We start from the raw sequence: 15,545 nt of genomic DNA on the forward strand, positions 1-15,545 counted from the left end.
CATTACAGAGGTCCGTGTCATGAGCCTGCCGCTTTCTTGCGCCGCAAGTCGGCCTTGCCGTTGCCAAACTGGAACGCGGATTACTCAGATACCGGGCTACGCCGCCTTCAGGAAACTCTTGCAGTGTGTGGGCTGTTGGGTGGTTGGAGAAATGCGTTACGCAGGCTGTTCGCTTTGCGGTACCGCCAAGGCCATCCCCATCCGGCCAATGTCCCAGATGAACGCGGCAAGTTCACGAGCCACAGCAATGATTGCAACCTGCCGGCTCTTTCCTCTGGCCACGAGCCTGCGATATCGGCCACACAGGCGTAGCTGGGCATCCCAGGCCCGATCGACAATGGGCTTGGGTATGCCTTCTTGCCGGCTCTGTATGTCTTTGCTCACGCGCGCCGGATGCTGGTAGCTCCAGGCTGATTCGACCAGCAGCTTTCTCGCATAACTGTTGCCGGCCTTGGTGATGCTGCCCTGGCGCCGTTTGCTACCTGATGAATGTTCCGACGGCGTGACGCCCAGCCACGCCATCAACTGCCGCGGGTGTTCAAAGCGCGACAGATCTCCCAGCTCGGATATCAGTCCCACCGCCGAGGTGAACTGGATGCCGCGCATTGCCTGCAACGCCAGTACGACCGGATAGAACCGCCAGCTACCGACCGCTTCGTGCAGCGCTGCCTCCAGTCGGTCACACTGCGCGAGGCGATCTTCGATGGTGCGGCGGTGTTCGTTGAACGCCAGTTGCTGCCACGCACTATCGAACGAAAGGGCACTCAGCCACCGCCGGTGTGCGGGCCCCCAGTTCGCCAGGCCGCAGTAACGTACGCCGTGGGAAAGGAGGAAAGACTTCAATCGCTGCCTGGCCTGTTTCAGATCGTCCCGGGCGGACGACCACGCCCTGGCCAGATCGCGAAACGCCTCGTCTTCCACGCTCGGCACATGGACTGCGGATAGATCGCCGGCTCGCAGCGAACGCACCAGTTTGAACGCGTCGCGCCGGTCGGTCTTGACGCGATCACCGGGCTTTTTCGGAATCAGCGATGGCGCACAGACCATGCAATCGAAGCCCTTCCCGGTGAGCCGGCGATGCAGGTCATAACCACAAGGCCCGGCCTCATAGACAACGTGAACATGCCGGGCCTTCGACTGCAGCCGCTTGCACAGGCGATCAACTTCTATCTGTGTCGTGCCGGTCTTGCCGAGCAGTTCCACGTCGTCCAGACCGATCGCGTAGGCAACCGTGATCGAGTCCTTGTGAACGTCCAGCCCAACGTATAGCGTGCTATCTTGGTTCATGCTGGCCTCCGTGTTGGAAACAAACCGACGAGTGGTGGCTCTGGCCACACTCTTGCGGCTCTGGCAGCATGCTAACCCGCGCGCTTCACTACCGCACGGCGGCCAGCCTCGCTGCCACGGGAGTCATACTGCCTTGCGCACGGAAAACAAACTCTCGGTGAATGTGTCGGTGCCGCGCATGATCTCCGGGGGCGGGTGCAGTTCTTACATCAACGCTTTTGCTATCCGTCGCGATGACTTCAGTGCAAGGTATTTCCGCAGCCTGCTAGTCAATTTCGCTGCACCCCAGTTACAGGACCGGCAACAAATTTGACTGCGAAAATCAGACGGTGCATTTAACGACGCCAGCTGCTGATTGACGCGCCCACACCCTCGCGAGCGCATCGCCTTTCAGGTAGCAAATGAACTCGATCAGAATCGCACGCGTATGCCCGCAGTGACGGCCACCCGCTCGTTCGAGCTCGACATCGATAGCCCATTGATCACCGCATGGATGCCACTGTCGCCAGTGTCGCTGACATGCTGGTACACACCCTGAAGATAAATGTCGGTGCGTTTGGACAGCGCATAGTCCGTCTGCAGCGTAAACTGGTTCCACTTCGGCGCTACGCCGTCGATGCGACTGTCGGTAAAGGTATACGCCGCGGAAACCGAGACCGCCGGAGTCAAGTTGTAGCGTCCATTCAGTTCATAGTTGCTGAAGCGCGCACTATTATCGACAAAGGAAAGTCCATTCGACGTGCCGGATGCCGAGGCTCCGATTCCCGTCAGATTACCGTCGAGCCCGAAGTTTATCCAGACATTGCGCGGACGCGGCTACATGTTCGTGCCGTCGGCGAAGCAGGACGAAGAACGCCCGGTAATCGTCCGCGACCGCGACAGCCGGGGTTGTGCCGCGTCCGCACTCCATCTCCTGCAAACAGCTGGCCTCGCTTGAAATCGAAAACGCGGCGGCGCTCACGCACGCCGTAGACGCACCCGCTGCTGAGGCAAACCCGGATCGTCCGTCAAGGTGTGACGCTGGCCGTTGCGATGCGTGCGCACCCGCTGCCGGATCTCGGCTTCGGTCGCGTCGCCCGGCACGGCCATGCACGAGTACTCGCCGTTCGCGTTGATCCACTCGACAATCCGGCACCACTGGCCCCACAACGCCACGATCGGCGCCGAAATGCGGCAGCCACGCACCTTCATCACGTTCTTGCCGGCATCCGCCGGCGCGTTGACGCGTTTCGCGGGCTTTCTGCCAATTGCCGTGCCGGCGGCCGTCTTCCGGCCGGACTGGAAATCGCGTGAAGCGGCGCCGCTCACGTTCGACGAGACTTGCATGGAAGGTCCCCCTAGTGAATGAAGTGCCCTTTGCCGCCTTTTTTGCGGAGTTCATATGAGGGCCGCACGATCGTACGTATCAATCGCGCAGCCACGACGAAGAAAGAATGGAGAAGTTGTGGAGATTTCCCGGTACATGTAACGCCATACGCCAATCATCTAGAATTCGCCCATGCAAAGCGCCCCTCTTCACACCCAACCTGTCGATCGGCCACACACGTCGTTGTCTCGCGCACGGCGCGCCCCGATGAAGATGCGCTTCGGCATCACCTGGAAAATGTTCCTTGCAGTCTTGATCGCCTGCCTCGTCATTTCCCTGACGATGGGCTACGCGGTACGGGTGAGCTTCGAGAACGGCTTTTTGCACTATGTTCGCGAGCGCGACGCAGGGCGCATCAAGGCCGTGATGGCAAAAGTGACGAATGAATATGCCACGCACGGCAACTGGAATTTCCTGCGTGATCATCCGGATGCATGGCTCGCGCTGCTGGACGCGGCGATCCATGATGCCTTACGCGAGGAAATCGACGCCGCGCAAATCGACAAGAGGCCGAGCTGGCAGACGTTTCCCGGCAGCGGCAGCGTGCAGCAACTGCTCGGGCCGTTGACTGGCCCATCGGTAGGTCCGCACTGGGGCATGCGGTTGTCGCCAGCGCCGCCGGCGGCCTCCGCCATCATGAGGGAGCGCGACCGCCCTCGCGCGAGCGACAGTGACAGCGCCTATGCGAGACCGCCGCTTCCGCAGCCGTACGACGGCATGAGCGGCAGCCTTGCGCCCGGCGGTCCGCCGGTCGCGCTGTTCGACTCCAATCACGAACTGGTGGCGAGCAGCGCACGCGAGCCCGCGCCGGACAGCGCCATGAAGCCCGTCGTCTATAACGGCAAGATAGTCGGCTGGCTCGCCGTCAACGGACCGGACACCCTTTCGGATGCCGCAGACATTGCCTTCCAGGCGCAGCAGATGCGCGCAACGTGGCAGATCGCGGGCGTTGCCGTCGTGCTCGCGGCGATCGTCGCGCTACTGCTCGCCCGCATCGTACTTGCGCCGGTCAAGCGCCTGATGAACGCGACCCATAGCCTTGCCGGCGGCGACTACAGCGCGCGGGTTCCGGCCGGCCGGCGCGATGAACTGGGCCGGCTCGCGTCGGACTTCAACATATTGGCGGATTCGCTGCAACAAGCCGAGCGCTCGCGGCGCAACCTGATCGCGGACATTTCGCACGAGCTCCGCACGCCGCTTGCCGTGCTGCGCGGCGAACTCGAAGCGATTGAAGACGGCGTGCATGAATTCGATCGCGACTCGCTCAAGTCCCTGCAAACCGAAGTCAATATGCTCAACAAGCTCATTGAGGACCTGTACGAGCTTTCGCTGAGCGACGTCGGCGCGCTCAGCTATTACAAGACGCCCACGCACGTTGCGGAGCTTGCTCGCGCATCGCTCGACGCCATGCGCGAATCGTTCAAGGCAAGACAGATCGCGGTCGAATTCAGCTGTATGCAGGCCATCGCCGACGCGATGTTCTCGGTCGATTCCGCGCGCTTCGTCCAGTTGCTGAAGAACCTGCTGCAAAACTCGCTGCGTTATACCGACCCCGGCGGCCATGTGCGCGTATCGCTCTCAGAGAGTGGCCAGGGCTGGCAACTCGAAGTGCAGGACTCGCTGCCCGGCGTGCCGGAGGCCGCGCTCGCGCATCTGTTCGATCGCTTTTACCGCGTGGACGAATCGCGCAGCCGTCAGGGCGGCGGCGCGGGTCTCGGCCTGTCACTGTGCCGCGCTATCGCGATGGCCCATGGCGGCACGATCGACGCCAGGCCTTCGCCGCTCGGCGGCGTCTGGATCACCGCGCACTTTCCGCCGGAAGGAGACTGATGTGATGACCGAAGCGCACAGTTCACACATCCTGATCGTTGAGGACGAACCCAAGCTCGCCGCCGTACTCGAAGACTATCTGCGTCTGGACGGCTTCACGACTACGATCGTCGCCGACGGACAGGCCGTAATGCCGTTCATTCGCGCGACGCCGCCGTCGCTGATGCTGCTCGACCTCATGCTGCCGGGGCGCAACGGCATGGATATCTGCCGCGAGCTACGGCAATTTTCGGCGTTACCGGTGATCATCCTGACCGCGCGCATCGACGAAATCGACCGGCTGCTGGGCCTCGAAATCGGCGCCGACGATTATGTCTGCAAGCCGTTCAGCCCACGCGAAGTGGTAGCCCGCGTGAAGGCGATCCTGCGACGCGCGGCGCCCGCGGTTGCTTTCCGGCCCGGCGCACAGCAAGTACCGCACGGACTCGATGTCGACGAGCAGTTTCATCATGCACTGCTCGACGGCAACGAACTCAGGCTCACGCCGCTCGAATTGCGTCTGCTGGTGCTGCTGATGAAATCGCCCGGACGCATCTTTCCGCGCGACTACCTGCTGAACAATCTGTACGAAGACCACCGCGTGGTCACCGACCGCACGGTCGACAGCCATATCAAGAACCTGCGCCGCAAACTGCAGACCGTGCGGCCTGAGAGCGAGCCAATCGTCTCGGTGTACGGCGTCGGATACCGGCTGGAAATCTGAAGGGAGGCGCAACCAGCGCTTATCGCAACTCCAGTTCGACCTTCAACCGTTCGAACGAGTGCATCACGCGGCTCGCCCTCAAGGCCTGCTTCCAGAACCGCTCCTTCAACGCGCCGCCGACGAACAGATTATGCGGCAGCACGATCGCGCCGCGTCCCCAGTTCGGCCGCCACGTAAGCGCGAGGCCGCGACGCATGAATAGCGACGGCGTCGGCACGCCGAGCGCCGACGCGAGATGCCCCAGGCCCGAATCGTTGCCGATGAAGAATCCCGATTCGGCAATCCACGCCGCCACGTCGACGAATTTGACGAACGAGTGCAGATACGGCGCGATGTCTTCGTCCATCAGCCATGCCGGCTTTTCGTCCGGCGCGACCAGGAAGGTCGGCTCGAAGCCGCGGCGTATGAGCTTTCCGGCAAGCGCGGCAAATTTCGCGCGTGGCCAGATTTTCCGATCGTGGCTACCGGTCGGATGCAACGCGACACGTGCGGCATGCGTCCGCGGACGGATTCCGCAGGGCGCGACGATACCCGTATCGCGCGTCACGTTCGCAAGACCGAAGGTATCGCGCGCAACCGCAACGAAGCGCTCGATCATGTGACCTGCCTTGTTGAACGCATCGAGCCGGCTGATCTCGCACAGTTCGCCGTCCGCAGATAAAGCGCGCCCTGCCGCCGTCGCGTACAACTGGATCACCAGATCGACCCGCGGTGGCATTTCGCTCGCGGGCCGAACGTCGATGCCGGGAAACCACTGCGCGAGATCTTCCATTACCCAGCCCACGACCATCGGCCGGAAACCGTTCCTGACCAGATTGTTGACCAGCACCATCGCCAGCAACGTATCACCGATCGCTGGCGACATCACGACGGCAATCGAGTTGGCGCGTTGGAGCATTGCGTTCATGACTGCACGCGGCGCCGCTTCACTGCTTGCGGCGCTCGGCGGTTGTGTCGATTCCAGATCATTTGATTGCGCTGTCGCGTCGTCCGCATGGGTCTGTCAAAGTTCGTTTTGTGTGAACCATATGCTGACATAGCGCTATGCCACGATTGTTTCCGCGAACTTACCGAAAATTTCTTGCGGAAAATGGCACACCGGCACCCCTACGCGCCGCACGTCTTCATCCAAAGGATCGTCCGTTGGCCAGCAGGTATTCGTAGCCAACCAAGTACTTGACCAGTTTCGGCAGTATGACTTTCCGTGAGTCAGCGGCTGGCCCACCGCCAGGAATCAGACGAGGGTTAGTCAGTGTGGGAACTCTGCCACAGAGGATTCGACTGCATGGTGTGCGCGCCATCGCTGATCGAGCATTCGCAGCCAACTGATGGCACGGCTGGGCGGTTCGACGGCATCCAGAGAAAGGAGCCCGCTGGGCAAAGATAAATACTTCAAAACCCAAGGCACCCGCAACTGGGTATTTGCCACAACCGAAAAACAAGAGGATGGGAGGAAGAAGGAGCTCGTCCTGCTGAAAGCGGCGGACACGCCGATAAAGCGGCATGTCAAGATCAAGGCCGGGGCCAATCCGCACGACCCACAGTGGGAACCATACTTCGAGACCCGATGGGGCAAGAGGATGATGCACCTGCCAAGGGGCCGCGCGAAGCTCTACCGGGTCTGGCTGAGGCAGGATGGCCTGTGTCCGACCTGTCAGGAGCCGATCGCAATAGGTGCCCCTTGGGTCACCCGCTTCATTGTGAAAAGAACCGACGGTGGGTCGATTGCAGCGGGCAACATTCAACTGCACCATCCCGGTTGTCATGGAATTCAAAAGTACGCCGGAAATAAGTTGTGAAAGCGGGTGTCGAAAGATGCCTTGGCAGAGGCCTGAGCTGTATGCAGGGAAACTTGCACGTACAGTTCTTAGGGGGCTAGGCGCGGGCAACCGCGCTTGGCTACCCGGCGATGCTGGTTCTTCTCACGAGCGCAAGGGCGGCTTCAGACCAAACACAAGGAGACACGTTATGAAAACTTCGCAAAAACGATCTTGAGAGAGTCCGGACATGAAGCATGACACGCACCGTAGCAACGGTTGCCTAGAGGGAGAACCTGTCTCGTGATGGTCAGCAGTTATCCACGGTCGGCCGGCGTCGTGGTCGAAACGATCCACCGTTGAGACTTACTGATACGCCGCCCTCAGGAAATTCTCGTGCCTATGGAAGGAAAGCAACGAAAACCGATCCCGATGGCACGGAAAATGGAATGAACGCCTCCCACCGGAGATATTAATGCGATCAAGCTGAGGGAACGCCAATGGGCAACTCTGGAATCTGGATCCCGTCATGGACCATTGGGACGCTGCGCCCTATTCCATGTCGCAATTGCACAAGTGCATCGCCGAAACCTGCCTTATGCCCACGATAGGGATCGCCCTTCAGAGTGCGCTGGCGGACATCCAGGACCGCTGGGTCACTCTTTTGCACAACGACTTCCCGGTAAGTTCGATCTCCGACTCATTACGGGCGTCTTTGAGCCCGTAAATGCGCGCCTGTTTGAGGGGCTGGCATTTTCAATTTTGGAGCCAGCAGAGAGCGATGCTCTCAATGAATACGACCGCTACGTCGGGATGGATGTCTATGCGCGCGCACAGACGGGACTGATCTATGGCCTCGGCATAACTGAGATACGACTCGATAAGCGTGGCTCCCGTCAACCGTCGCGCTCTGAAACGCTGCTTGGAACTAACAGAGACCTTTCTTGCGGCTGAGAAACTTCTTTGTGGGAAACTGAAATCATCTTCAACATCCCATCGCTAGCCGCCGCAGACGATGTTCTGCTGATCCTGCTTGTTGCCGCTGTGGACGTTGTCTTCGGCGCACTGGTACAAGCGCTCTAAATATTGCGGGAATGGTTGAAGGCAGCCGGCGCGTAACGCGCCGATGACTGCCACCCGCTTCGTCTCGTTGATTGTCCGGCCGATCATCAATGCCCGGCGCGACGGGGCGGCCAGGGAACGCGATACCGCCACCCGGGAAAATTCACCGAAATTCCGCAGATGCGACTGCCACGTGGCCGCGACTCGCCTGTCTGATACCTTCATCGCGGCGCGCCAGGCACCGAGACACCATCAACAAACCATGTTGCTCAGGGCGAGGCGCGACGTGGCCGCGGCCAAAGCTTTCTCCAACAAGGCCATCAGGCATCAGGGCCAGTCGCCGGAGACCATCACGCTGGACGGCTATGGTGCCTCGCACCGCGCGGTGCGCGAGATGAAGACCGATGGCCTGCTGCCTGAAGACACAAAGGTCCGGTCGTCGAAATATCTGAACAACGTGATCGAGGTGCGACACGAGGTCGCTTACAGAAGTTGTTCTCCCTTCTCGCCGTATCGAAGGAGAGAACCACCGGTGTCACCCGGTGAATCCAGGGGCCTGAATCAAGAGCGGCTCTGACAACGTAACGAAGCGCCGCAAGGCGCGGGGTATCAATCGCGAGAGGCGTACCCTTCTGGCAGCCATACGCCGGATGAGTGCCAGATAGTCGGTATGGTGAAAACATTTGAATCTGCAGTAGGGTCGTTACGTTGAACGAGCGGAAATGGCTATTGCGCTCGAACCAAAACGGTACTGGAGGTGGGAACAGCGTCTTTCGATTACGCGTTCGTGACCCGCATACCTCCCGGCCCAGAGCAGGCACCTAACCCGACGTACTTCCATAAGCGGAACGTGGAAACCCCGTATCGCTCCCTTCGGGACAGCAGGCTGCGAGGTCTGCCCATGGCGGTGCGGGCACAGGATCGGGGAAAAAGCGAATGCCCGGCTGTAATGGACGGGATACGGGTTGCAACATCACCCGACGCGAAAGCGGGCAGACTTCCTCGTGGTCTCTCCTCACCAGAGAGTTTGCAGAACCATCTAAACGGAAGGAAAGCAAATGAGCGCAGCAACACGGGCGCGTGCACCTTCGGGCGTGGCGTGGAACGGCATCAATTGGGCCGATGTTCAACGTCAGGTAAGGAGGCTGCAATCGCGTATGGTGAAGGCGGTACAGGCCGGCCGCCATAACAGGGTGAAAGCACTGCAATGGCTGCTGACCCATTCGTTCAGCGGCCGTGCATTAGCCGTGAAGCGGGTGACTGAAAACAAAGGCAGGAACACCCCCGGTGTGGACAAGGTAACGTGGAAAACACCGGCGGCAAAGGCCAACGCGATTGCGTCGTTGAAGAGGCGGGATTATTCGCCCCTTCCACTTCGGAGAGTTTTTATTCTGAAGAAAAACGGCAAGACGAGGCCGCTCGGCATACCCGTGATGAAATGCCGCGCCATGCAGGCGTTACATCTGCTGGCGTTGGAACCCGTTGCGGAAACCACCGCCGATCTGAATTCTTATGGGTTCAGACCGGAACGCTCTACTGCTGACGCTGGAGGACAATGCTTCATTTCTCTGGCAAAAAAGGCGAGTGCGGAATGGGTGCTGGAGGCCGACATCCAAGGCTGTTTCGACAAAATTTCCCACGACTGGATGATCGCCAATATCCCCACGGACAAGGTGATTCTAAAGAAGTGGCTCAAAGCGGGATACGTGTATCAAAACGAACTCTTCCCCACTGACGCCGGCACCCCGCAAGGGGGAATTATTTCCCCGGTGGCAGCCAACATGACGCTCGATGGCCTCGAAGCTATGCTCGCGGAAAAATTCCCGCGAGCGAAGCAGAGAGGACTGAAAATGAACATGGTGCGTTACGCGGACGACTTCATTATTACCGGCCACTCGAAGGAGTGGCTGGAACATGAAGTCAGGCCGGCAGTAGCTGAATTCCTGGCGGAACGCGGGCTGGTCCTATCACCAGAAAAGACCAGGATAACGCACATCAAGGATGGGTTTGATTTCCTCGGATGGAACATTCGCAAGTACAACGGCAAGCTACTGATGAAGCCGTCGAAAGCGAACGTCAAGGCACATCTTGACAAAATTCGTGAAATCATCAAGGCCAACAAGACGGCTAAACAGGCGAACCTGGTAAAGCTGCTCAATCCTGTTTTACGAGGATGGGCGAATTACCATAGCCATGTCGTCGCCAAGAAAGCCTTCGATCGGGTTGATCACGAGGTCTGGTCAATGCTATGGCGATGGGCGGCCAGAAGGCACCCTAAAAAAGGCGCCCGATGGATAAAAAGCAAATACTTCAGGGCCAAAGGTCTGCGGGATTGGGTATTTGCCGCCACAGAAAAAAAAGAGGATGGCACGACAAGAGAGGTCACCTTGCTGAAGGAATCGGCCACGCCAATAAAACGGCACATCAAGATCCGAGCGGGCGCAAATCCGCACGATCCGCAATGGGCACCATACTTCGAATCCCGATGGGGCCAGAAGATGCTGAACTCGACGCGCGGTCGCCGTAAGCTGTACCGTGTCTGGGTAAGGCAAGATGGCATGTGTTCCAACTGTCAGCAGCCCATCACAATGAACACCCGCTGGGATGTTACGCATATTGTGAAGCAAACTGACGGCGGCACGGATGCAGCAAGCAACCTCCAGGTTAACCATCTCAATTGCCGTAGAAATCCGCAGTACGCCGGAAAATGAAGTTGTACTACCGGGTGTCGACAGATGCCTTTGCAGAGGCTTGAGCCGTATGCTCCTAAAGGCGCACGTACGGTTCTTAGGGGGCAGCAGCGCAGCAATGCGCTGCTGCTACCCGACCAGGACCATCGCCACATCAGGTCCAGAACGAATGTGATGCTCGGTTTCAAACGGTTCAGGAGCGCCGCGACCACGATTTCAGGCATCGAGCTGACGCATCGAATTCGCAAGGGCCAGTTCGATCTCGCGAAGCCCGGCCTCAAGGATGCCGCTGCGCCCGTCGTATGGAATGCTGTCCTGTCCACTCGATAAGGTTTCCTGCCTATATGAAACTTCTCAACCGGCTTACCTATTTGCAGCAGAACCCGAAAAAGAAGGCCCGGAATCGCTTCCGGGCCCGAGAAAGGTGGTCATGGCATGGCTCATTCGGCTCGAAACGTGACTGAGCCGAACTTCGCCAGCGGTATTAACCACCTGCGTGGTCAAACCAACGAAACAGCCCGACAAGCGGGCGTCTCGAACGTCAGAAACGGAATTCCGCTACCGCCCTGTCTGCACGAAAATTAGCAGCCTCTCCTTAAGGGCAGCTTATGCAGTGACGAAACGCTCCGAAAGGTCGCGCCTTCGGCATTGGTCAGAAAACGGCGCTTCGCATGTTGCCCCCAGTATTGAGCTTTGGCTACGGACAACGTGCCATTGTCCGGAACTGCGCAATCCTGGTGCACTGCATCGGTCACGAGCACGCCATCCTCGGAACGAACTTACAGTCGCTCAGGGCCCCGCCTTTTCGTCCGCGGCCTCCAGCCTTCACGACAGGTGCCGCTGATCGCCTGGAGGACGGCGAGTCTCATTGGCAGTTCGACGATGCACCGTGTTTTCTCCATGCAGCATGGGTGTTCTGCGCCAGGTTGACGGCGGACGGTTATTTATTCGCAGTACTCGATGCGGTGACGCTTGACTGGCGCAGCACATACGGAGTTGATCCACAGCGAATGGCAGGCGTCTGACCGACGGTCAATTTCAGGCTGGTTGGAGCGAGAATTCCGCGGCTCGTTGGTTGTGCGCCTCGCCGCTCGATTCACGCAACTTGATTAATGTTCATGTGGGAAACTGGAAGAACTCCGAGGAATATGCCTGGCCCATGCCTTCCGATAACACATCAAACGCGTCTATGGATATCTCGACCACGTTTTCGCCATCTGCAGTCATGACGCCCGCACTATCGCGAATACCTTTCCGGATCCAGCATCTGAAATCCCGATCCATACAGATCATATTGTCCGGCTCGCTTTTGAGCACATCACGTGCCTCTTTCACAGAGCAAATCATCGCCATATCTTTCATTGCCTGACCACCTGTGCATCCCAACCCACGATTTCCGTTGGACTGGATGTACGTTGCCCGGTTCACCCGCGCGAATACCCCTTATCTTGGCAGTGGGTTCGGCAAACTGTAATAACGTCCCGGCGGCATCATCTGTAGACTTGGGACGGTCGACCCAGCAGCGCCGGAGGCGGCCCGAGATGCGCTCGCAGCAACGGGCGCGGGAACAACTATACTGGACTGTCCGCCCGCTTCGGACGCCGGTGTGCTGATGCCGGACGAGTCCGCGTCGGAACCCGGGTCGTCTTTATAGACCGGCGGCGCCGGATTGCCGTCGGAGATCAGGTACTGGCGACGCTGCAGATACGCGTCCCGCACGAATGAATACTTGTCAAGGGCGGCACCCGCCAGGAGGTCGCCTGCTCCGAGCAGCGATGCGCGCAAGCTGACCACCCGCACCCCATAAAGGGTCGTGCGGACCCAGATCGGCTGGACGAACGTTGTCAGATCGCCTTCGAATTCGACGAGCATCCCCGCGGTATCACGCACGGTGCTTGGACCGAGCAGCGGCAGAACGAGATACGGCCCCGGCGGCACGCCATAGTGGCCGAGCGTCAGTCCAAAGTCGGCCGTGTGCTTTGGCAGCCTCGCTATCGTCGCGACGTCGAACAGGCCACCGACACCAAAGACTGTATTGATGGCAACGCGCATGACATCCTCGACGCCATCGGTAATCTTCAGCTGCAGCAGATCGTTGGCAGCCGTGTACACGTCGCCGATGTTTGAAAAGAAGTTCGTAACACTGCCCTGCACCGGCTGCGGAAGCGCCCATACATACGCCTGTGCCACTGGCTTCAAGGCATACTGGTCGACCTTGTCATTAAGCGTGAAGACAGTGCGATTGAGTCCTTCGAGCGGATCGCCTTTCGTCGGCGTCTTTACCGTCGCGCAGCCCGCCAGTACAAGTGTTGCCGCCGCCACCATCCCTGTGGCGCGTATCGTCACCATTACTGCTCTCCTGATTTTGCCTCGGGACTAGCCTCCGGCTGGATCCTTGACAATGCGAAACATTCAATACACCGCAGGCATACCTGGCGGACGATGTTTGAAGCGTCGGTGCACCCAGTAATATTGCTCGGGGAATCTCACGATCTGTTCCTCAAGAAATTCATTCATGCGACGCGCGTCGGCAATGTCACTCCCTGACGGGAAATCGGTTAGCGGCCTGAAGATCTTCAACTTATAGCCTTGGTAATCCGGAAGCACTTCAGTTACGAATGGCACAACCCGCGCGTGCCCCAGTCTTGCGAGCCGCGAAACGGCCGTCAGCGTACAGGCGGGAACGCCAAAGAACGGGACAAACACAGAGTTGTCGACGCCCTGATCCATATCGGCCGCGAGCATAACGGGTTTGCCCGAACGCAGCAATCCCACAATCCTTCTGGCGCTCGTCGCGCGCTCGATCATCTCTGCGCCAAACCTGCCGCGTTGTCGCCTGGCCAGGTCGCACATCCGGGCATCTGACATACGGGTGTAAAGCGAGGCAACCGGGAAATGTGTCGAGTAGAGCATGCAGCCGACCTCAATGCCCACAAAATGAAAGCCCATAAAGATGGTAGGTGGAGCATTCTTGTCATCGAGATCAATTTCACTTTCAATCTGCACACAATCCCTGATCGACTGCGCGCTGCCAAACCACTGAATGCCCCGTTCAAGATAGCTGCGAACTACATGCCGAAAGTGTTCTCTCGCAAGCTCGTCGTGTTCACGCGTAGTCTTCTCCGGGAAGCAGAGACGAAGGTTCACGAGGACCACATGTTTGCGACGACTGGGAAGGGTATAAAGCGCTCCCCCAAGTGCACTGCCGAGCCTCGCGACAAACGTGTAAGGAAGCATGGACAATATGCGGAGCAACGCTACCATGAGCGCAAAGCCAAGTTTTTTCAAAAGTTTCCCTACCCAGGATGCGCCATGACTCGGCGAGGAGAAGCCCTCCTTGGACAGCCCCGCACCACGAGCACCCGCTCCGATGCACCCGAGCCTCAGTTGAACGTTTCCGTTCGCGAAATCAATCGACAACCATACAACGTAGGAGCAAGTGACTGGTTACCGACACGACATACAGTGTTACTGAGTCTGACGCGCGACGCAGTCGATCGTGAGACACACGACAGAGACGCTGTGCGACGTGCTTTGGATCCTGCAACCAATTGAATGAATGATGCTGCAACGGCGCGAAAGCGCGCGGACATGTCCGATGCGTGGCAACCTCACCCGCGATCAGAAATCTCCACGATCGACGTGCGTGGCCGCGTCACGCGATTGACTACCGGCATCCGCGCCCCGCGCCACACGACGTGCGAGCCGAACGCCGCGCTCAACCACTGCAGCGCCAGCAAGGTGTCGCGCAATGGCACGAGCGGCAGGTCGCGCCAGAAGCTGCTCGAATAGCGGGCGCTGCGCGCATGCAACAGAATGCGCGCACTGACACCCGTAACCGTGCTAGTCGACAGCGTTAACAACATGAAAGGATGTGCAGTGGCGCCATCGCCGTTGCTCATCCCGAGCAGCAGCGCCGAGCCGATCACCAGCCAGGGGGACGTGAAGGTGATGAACAGGAACGCGAAGCCAGACGGATTCACTGAGCGGATCGTACGCAGCCAGCGCATCTCGCGCAGCCACAACGTGGTGAAGGTCGGTTCGATCACGTCCGTGTCGACCATCACGGGCGACAACACGGTATTGAACCCAAGAGTCCGCGCGTGCTCGGCCAGCCAGTAGTCGTCGGCAAGGCAGTCTTTCAGCGCCTCGAAGCCGCCAATCCCTTCAAGTGTGGAACGGCGCAGCGCCAGCGTCGCGCCAAAGCCGAAGCGGCGCGAGCCTCCCGCGTGCGCGACGCGCACCGACGGCGCGAACCATTCGTTGATAAAGAGTGCCCCGACGCGCGGCCAGAAACCGCCGACGCTCTGCGCGCGATACAGGCAGGTCACGACGCCGATGTCGGGGTCGGCGAGCGGTGCGGTCACGGTATCAAGGTAATCCGGTTTGACGGCAATGTCGCTATCGGCCAGGACGACGATAGCATGCCGTGCCCTCTCGAGCATATTGATCAGGTTGCTGACCTTCAGGTTGCTGCCGTGCACGCGCGAGTCGACGACCAGTTCAATGTCGCGATGCGAATAGGCGGCCTGCAAACGCCGCACCACCGCGATGGCCGGATCAACCGGCGAAGACACGCCGAATAGCAACTGGAAGCACGGATGCGCCTGCTCGCAGAACGTCACGAGGTTTTCATACAGACGCGGCTCAATCCCGCACAACGGCTTAAGCACGCTAACGGAGGACCAGCCTGGCTGCCGGGCACAGGTGCGCTTGCTAAAAAAAGGCATCGCAACGGCGGCTATGCCCGCGTAGATTGTAGCAACAGAGCACAGCAGAACCAGCGGCCACTCAAATATATGAAGCGAATGTACCGTCATTGCTTTCCGCCTCCTGTGGGCTGTGGCACT

At 59.3% G+C, this 15,545-nt stretch carries 13 protein-coding genes and 2 pseudogenes; 6 read left to right on the forward strand and 9 right to left on the reverse strand.

The genetic code is table 11. The annotated features are described in order from the left end of the window. Positions 1-156: 156 nt before the first annotated feature. The 3 genes from P0D84_RS41080 to P0D84_RS41090 all read right to left on the reverse strand — a co-directional run bounded on the left by P0D84_RS41080 (position 157) and on the right by P0D84_RS41090 (position 2,613). A complete protein-coding gene (locus P0D84_RS41080) occupies positions 157-1,287 on the reverse strand; it encodes an IS110 family RNA-guided transposase (RefSeq protein WP_408347992.1) in 1,131 nt (376 codons plus the stop codon). 411 nt (positions 1,288-1,698) lie between these two features. After that, positions 1,699-2,082, reverse strand: a complete 384-nt coding sequence (locus P0D84_RS41085) for a porin (RefSeq protein WP_408349748.1) — start codon at positions 2,080-2,082, stop codon at positions 1,699-1,701. Positions 2,083-2,244: 162 nt separating this feature from the next. Then, positions 2,245-2,613 carry a DUF2866 domain-containing protein gene (locus P0D84_RS41090; protein ID WP_408347995.1) on the reverse strand — a complete coding sequence of 123 codons (369 nt, stop codon included), beginning with the start codon at positions 2,611-2,613 and terminating at the stop codon, positions 2,245-2,247. Positions 2,614-2,860: 247 nt separating this feature from the next. On the opposite strand from P0D84_RS41090, the gene P0D84_RS41095 reads away from it, so the two are divergent. Both P0D84_RS41095 and P0D84_RS41100 read left to right on the forward strand, forming a co-directional pair. Then, positions 2,861-4,483: an ATP-binding protein gene (locus P0D84_RS41095; protein WP_408347998.1), complete on the forward strand. Its 1,623-nt coding sequence runs from the start codon at positions 2,861-2,863 to the stop codon at positions 4,481-4,483. A gap of 4 nt (positions 4,484-4,487) precedes the next feature. After that, complete coding sequence (locus P0D84_RS41100) at positions 4,488-5,186, forward strand: response regulator (protein ID WP_408348001.1); 699 nt, start codon at positions 4,488-4,490, stop codon at positions 5,184-5,186. Between the two features lie 19 nt (positions 5,187-5,205). On the opposite strand, the gene P0D84_RS41105 is transcribed toward P0D84_RS41100, so the two are convergent. After that, positions 5,206-6,093, reverse strand: coding sequence for a glycosyltransferase family 9 protein (locus tag P0D84_RS41105; protein WP_408348004.1), 888 nt, complete (start codon positions 6,091-6,093; stop codon positions 5,206-5,208). Between the two features lie 421 nt (positions 6,094-6,514). On the opposite strand from P0D84_RS41105, the gene P0D84_RS41110 reads away from it, so the two are divergent. Continuing rightward, a complete protein-coding gene (locus P0D84_RS41110) occupies positions 6,515-6,985 on the forward strand; it encodes a hypothetical protein (protein WP_408348007.1) in 471 nt (156 codons plus the stop codon). A 957-nt stretch (positions 6,986-7,942) separates the two neighbouring features. On the opposite strand, the gene P0D84_RS41115 is transcribed toward P0D84_RS41110, so the two are convergent. After that, positions 7,943-8,080, reverse strand: a complete 138-nt coding sequence (locus P0D84_RS41115; protein WP_408348010.1) for a hypothetical protein — start codon at positions 8,078-8,080, stop codon at positions 7,943-7,945. A 190-nt stretch (positions 8,081-8,270) separates the two neighbouring features. On the opposite strand from P0D84_RS41115, the pseudogene P0D84_RS41120 reads away from it, so the two are divergent. The 3 genes and pseudogenes from P0D84_RS41120 to P0D84_RS41130 all read left to right on the forward strand — a co-directional run. Continuing rightward, positions 8,271-8,480 (forward strand): annotated as a pseudogene (locus P0D84_RS41120) (DDE-type integrase/transposase/recombinase); the annotation flags it as partial. Positions 8,481-9,063: 583 nt separating this feature from the next. Next, positions 9,064-10,716, forward strand: coding sequence for a group II intron reverse transcriptase/maturase (gene ltrA / locus P0D84_RS41125; RefSeq protein ID WP_408345712.1), 1,653 nt, complete (start codon positions 9,064-9,066; stop codon positions 10,714-10,716). A 108-nt stretch (positions 10,717-10,824) separates the two neighbouring features. Beyond that, positions 10,825-11,025: pseudogene (locus P0D84_RS41130) on the forward strand (DDE-type integrase/transposase/recombinase); the annotation flags it as partial. 786 nt (positions 11,026-11,811) lie between these two features. Here the strand turns inward: P0D84_RS41130 and P0D84_RS41135 are convergent. The 4 genes from P0D84_RS41135 to hpnI form a co-directional block, all read right to left on the reverse strand. After that, positions 11,812-12,057: a hypothetical protein gene (locus P0D84_RS41135; RefSeq protein ID WP_408348013.1), complete on the reverse strand. Its 246-nt coding sequence runs from the start codon at positions 12,055-12,057 to the stop codon at positions 11,812-11,814. 81 nt (positions 12,058-12,138) lie between these two features. Continuing rightward, a complete protein-coding gene (locus P0D84_RS41140) occupies positions 12,139-13,044 on the reverse strand; it encodes an MlaA family lipoprotein (protein ID WP_408348016.1) in 906 nt (301 codons plus the stop codon). Between the two features lie 63 nt (positions 13,045-13,107). Continuing rightward, positions 13,108-13,983, reverse strand: a complete 876-nt coding sequence (locus P0D84_RS41145) for a lipid A biosynthesis lauroyl acyltransferase (RefSeq protein ID WP_408349751.1) — start codon at positions 13,981-13,983, stop codon at positions 13,108-13,110. 323 nt (positions 13,984-14,306) lie between these two features. Next, positions 14,307-15,515, reverse strand: coding sequence for a bacteriohopanetetrol glucosamine biosynthesis glycosyltransferase HpnI (gene hpnI, locus P0D84_RS41150; RefSeq protein ID WP_408348019.1), 1,209 nt, complete (start codon positions 15,513-15,515; stop codon positions 14,307-14,309). Positions 15,516-15,545 lie beyond the last annotated feature (30 nt).

Source organism: Paraburkholderia sp. RL17-337-BIB-A, assembly GCF_046025895.1.
Classification (GTDB): Bacteria; Pseudomonadota; Gammaproteobacteria; order Burkholderiales; family Burkholderiaceae; genus Paraburkholderia; species Paraburkholderia fungorum_C.

What these genes read in the sequence shown, in the direction of transcription:
- hpnI (WP_408348019.1), bottom strand. Translation starts at nt 15,515, where the DNA reads ATGACGGTACATTCGCTTCATATATTTGAGTGGCCGCTGGTTCTGCTG.
- ltrA (WP_408345712.1), top strand. Translation starts at nt 9,064, where the DNA reads ATGAGCGCAGCAACACGGGCGCGTGCACCTTCGGGCGTGGCGTGGAAC.
- P0D84_RS41140 (WP_408348016.1), bottom strand. Translation starts at nt 13,044, where the DNA reads ATGGTGACGATACGCGCCACAGGGATGGTGGCGGCGGCAACACTTGTA.
- P0D84_RS41095 (WP_408347998.1), top strand. Translation starts at nt 2,861, where the DNA reads ATGAAGATGCGCTTCGGCATCACCTGGAAAATGTTCCTTGCAGTCTTG.
- P0D84_RS41110 (WP_408348007.1), top strand. Translation starts at nt 6,515, where the DNA reads ATGGCACGGCTGGGCGGTTCGACGGCATCCAGAGAAAGGAGCCCGCTG.
- P0D84_RS41135 (WP_408348013.1), bottom strand. Translation starts at nt 12,057, where the DNA reads ATGAAAGATATGGCGATGATTTGCTCTGTGAAAGAGGCACGTGATGTG.
- P0D84_RS41105 (WP_408348004.1), bottom strand. Translation starts at nt 6,093, where the DNA reads ATGAACGCAATGCTCCAACGCGCCAACTCGATTGCCGTCGTGATGTCG.
- P0D84_RS41100 (WP_408348001.1), top strand. Translation starts at nt 4,488, where the DNA reads ATGACCGAAGCGCACAGTTCACACATCCTGATCGTTGAGGACGAACCC.
- P0D84_RS41080 (WP_408347992.1), bottom strand. Translation starts at nt 1,287, where the DNA reads ATGAACCAAGATAGCACGCTATACGTTGGGCTGGACGTTCACAAGGAC.
- P0D84_RS41090 (WP_408347995.1), bottom strand. Translation starts at nt 2,613, where the DNA reads ATGCAAGTCTCGTCGAACGTGAGCGGCGCCGCTTCACGCGATTTCCAG.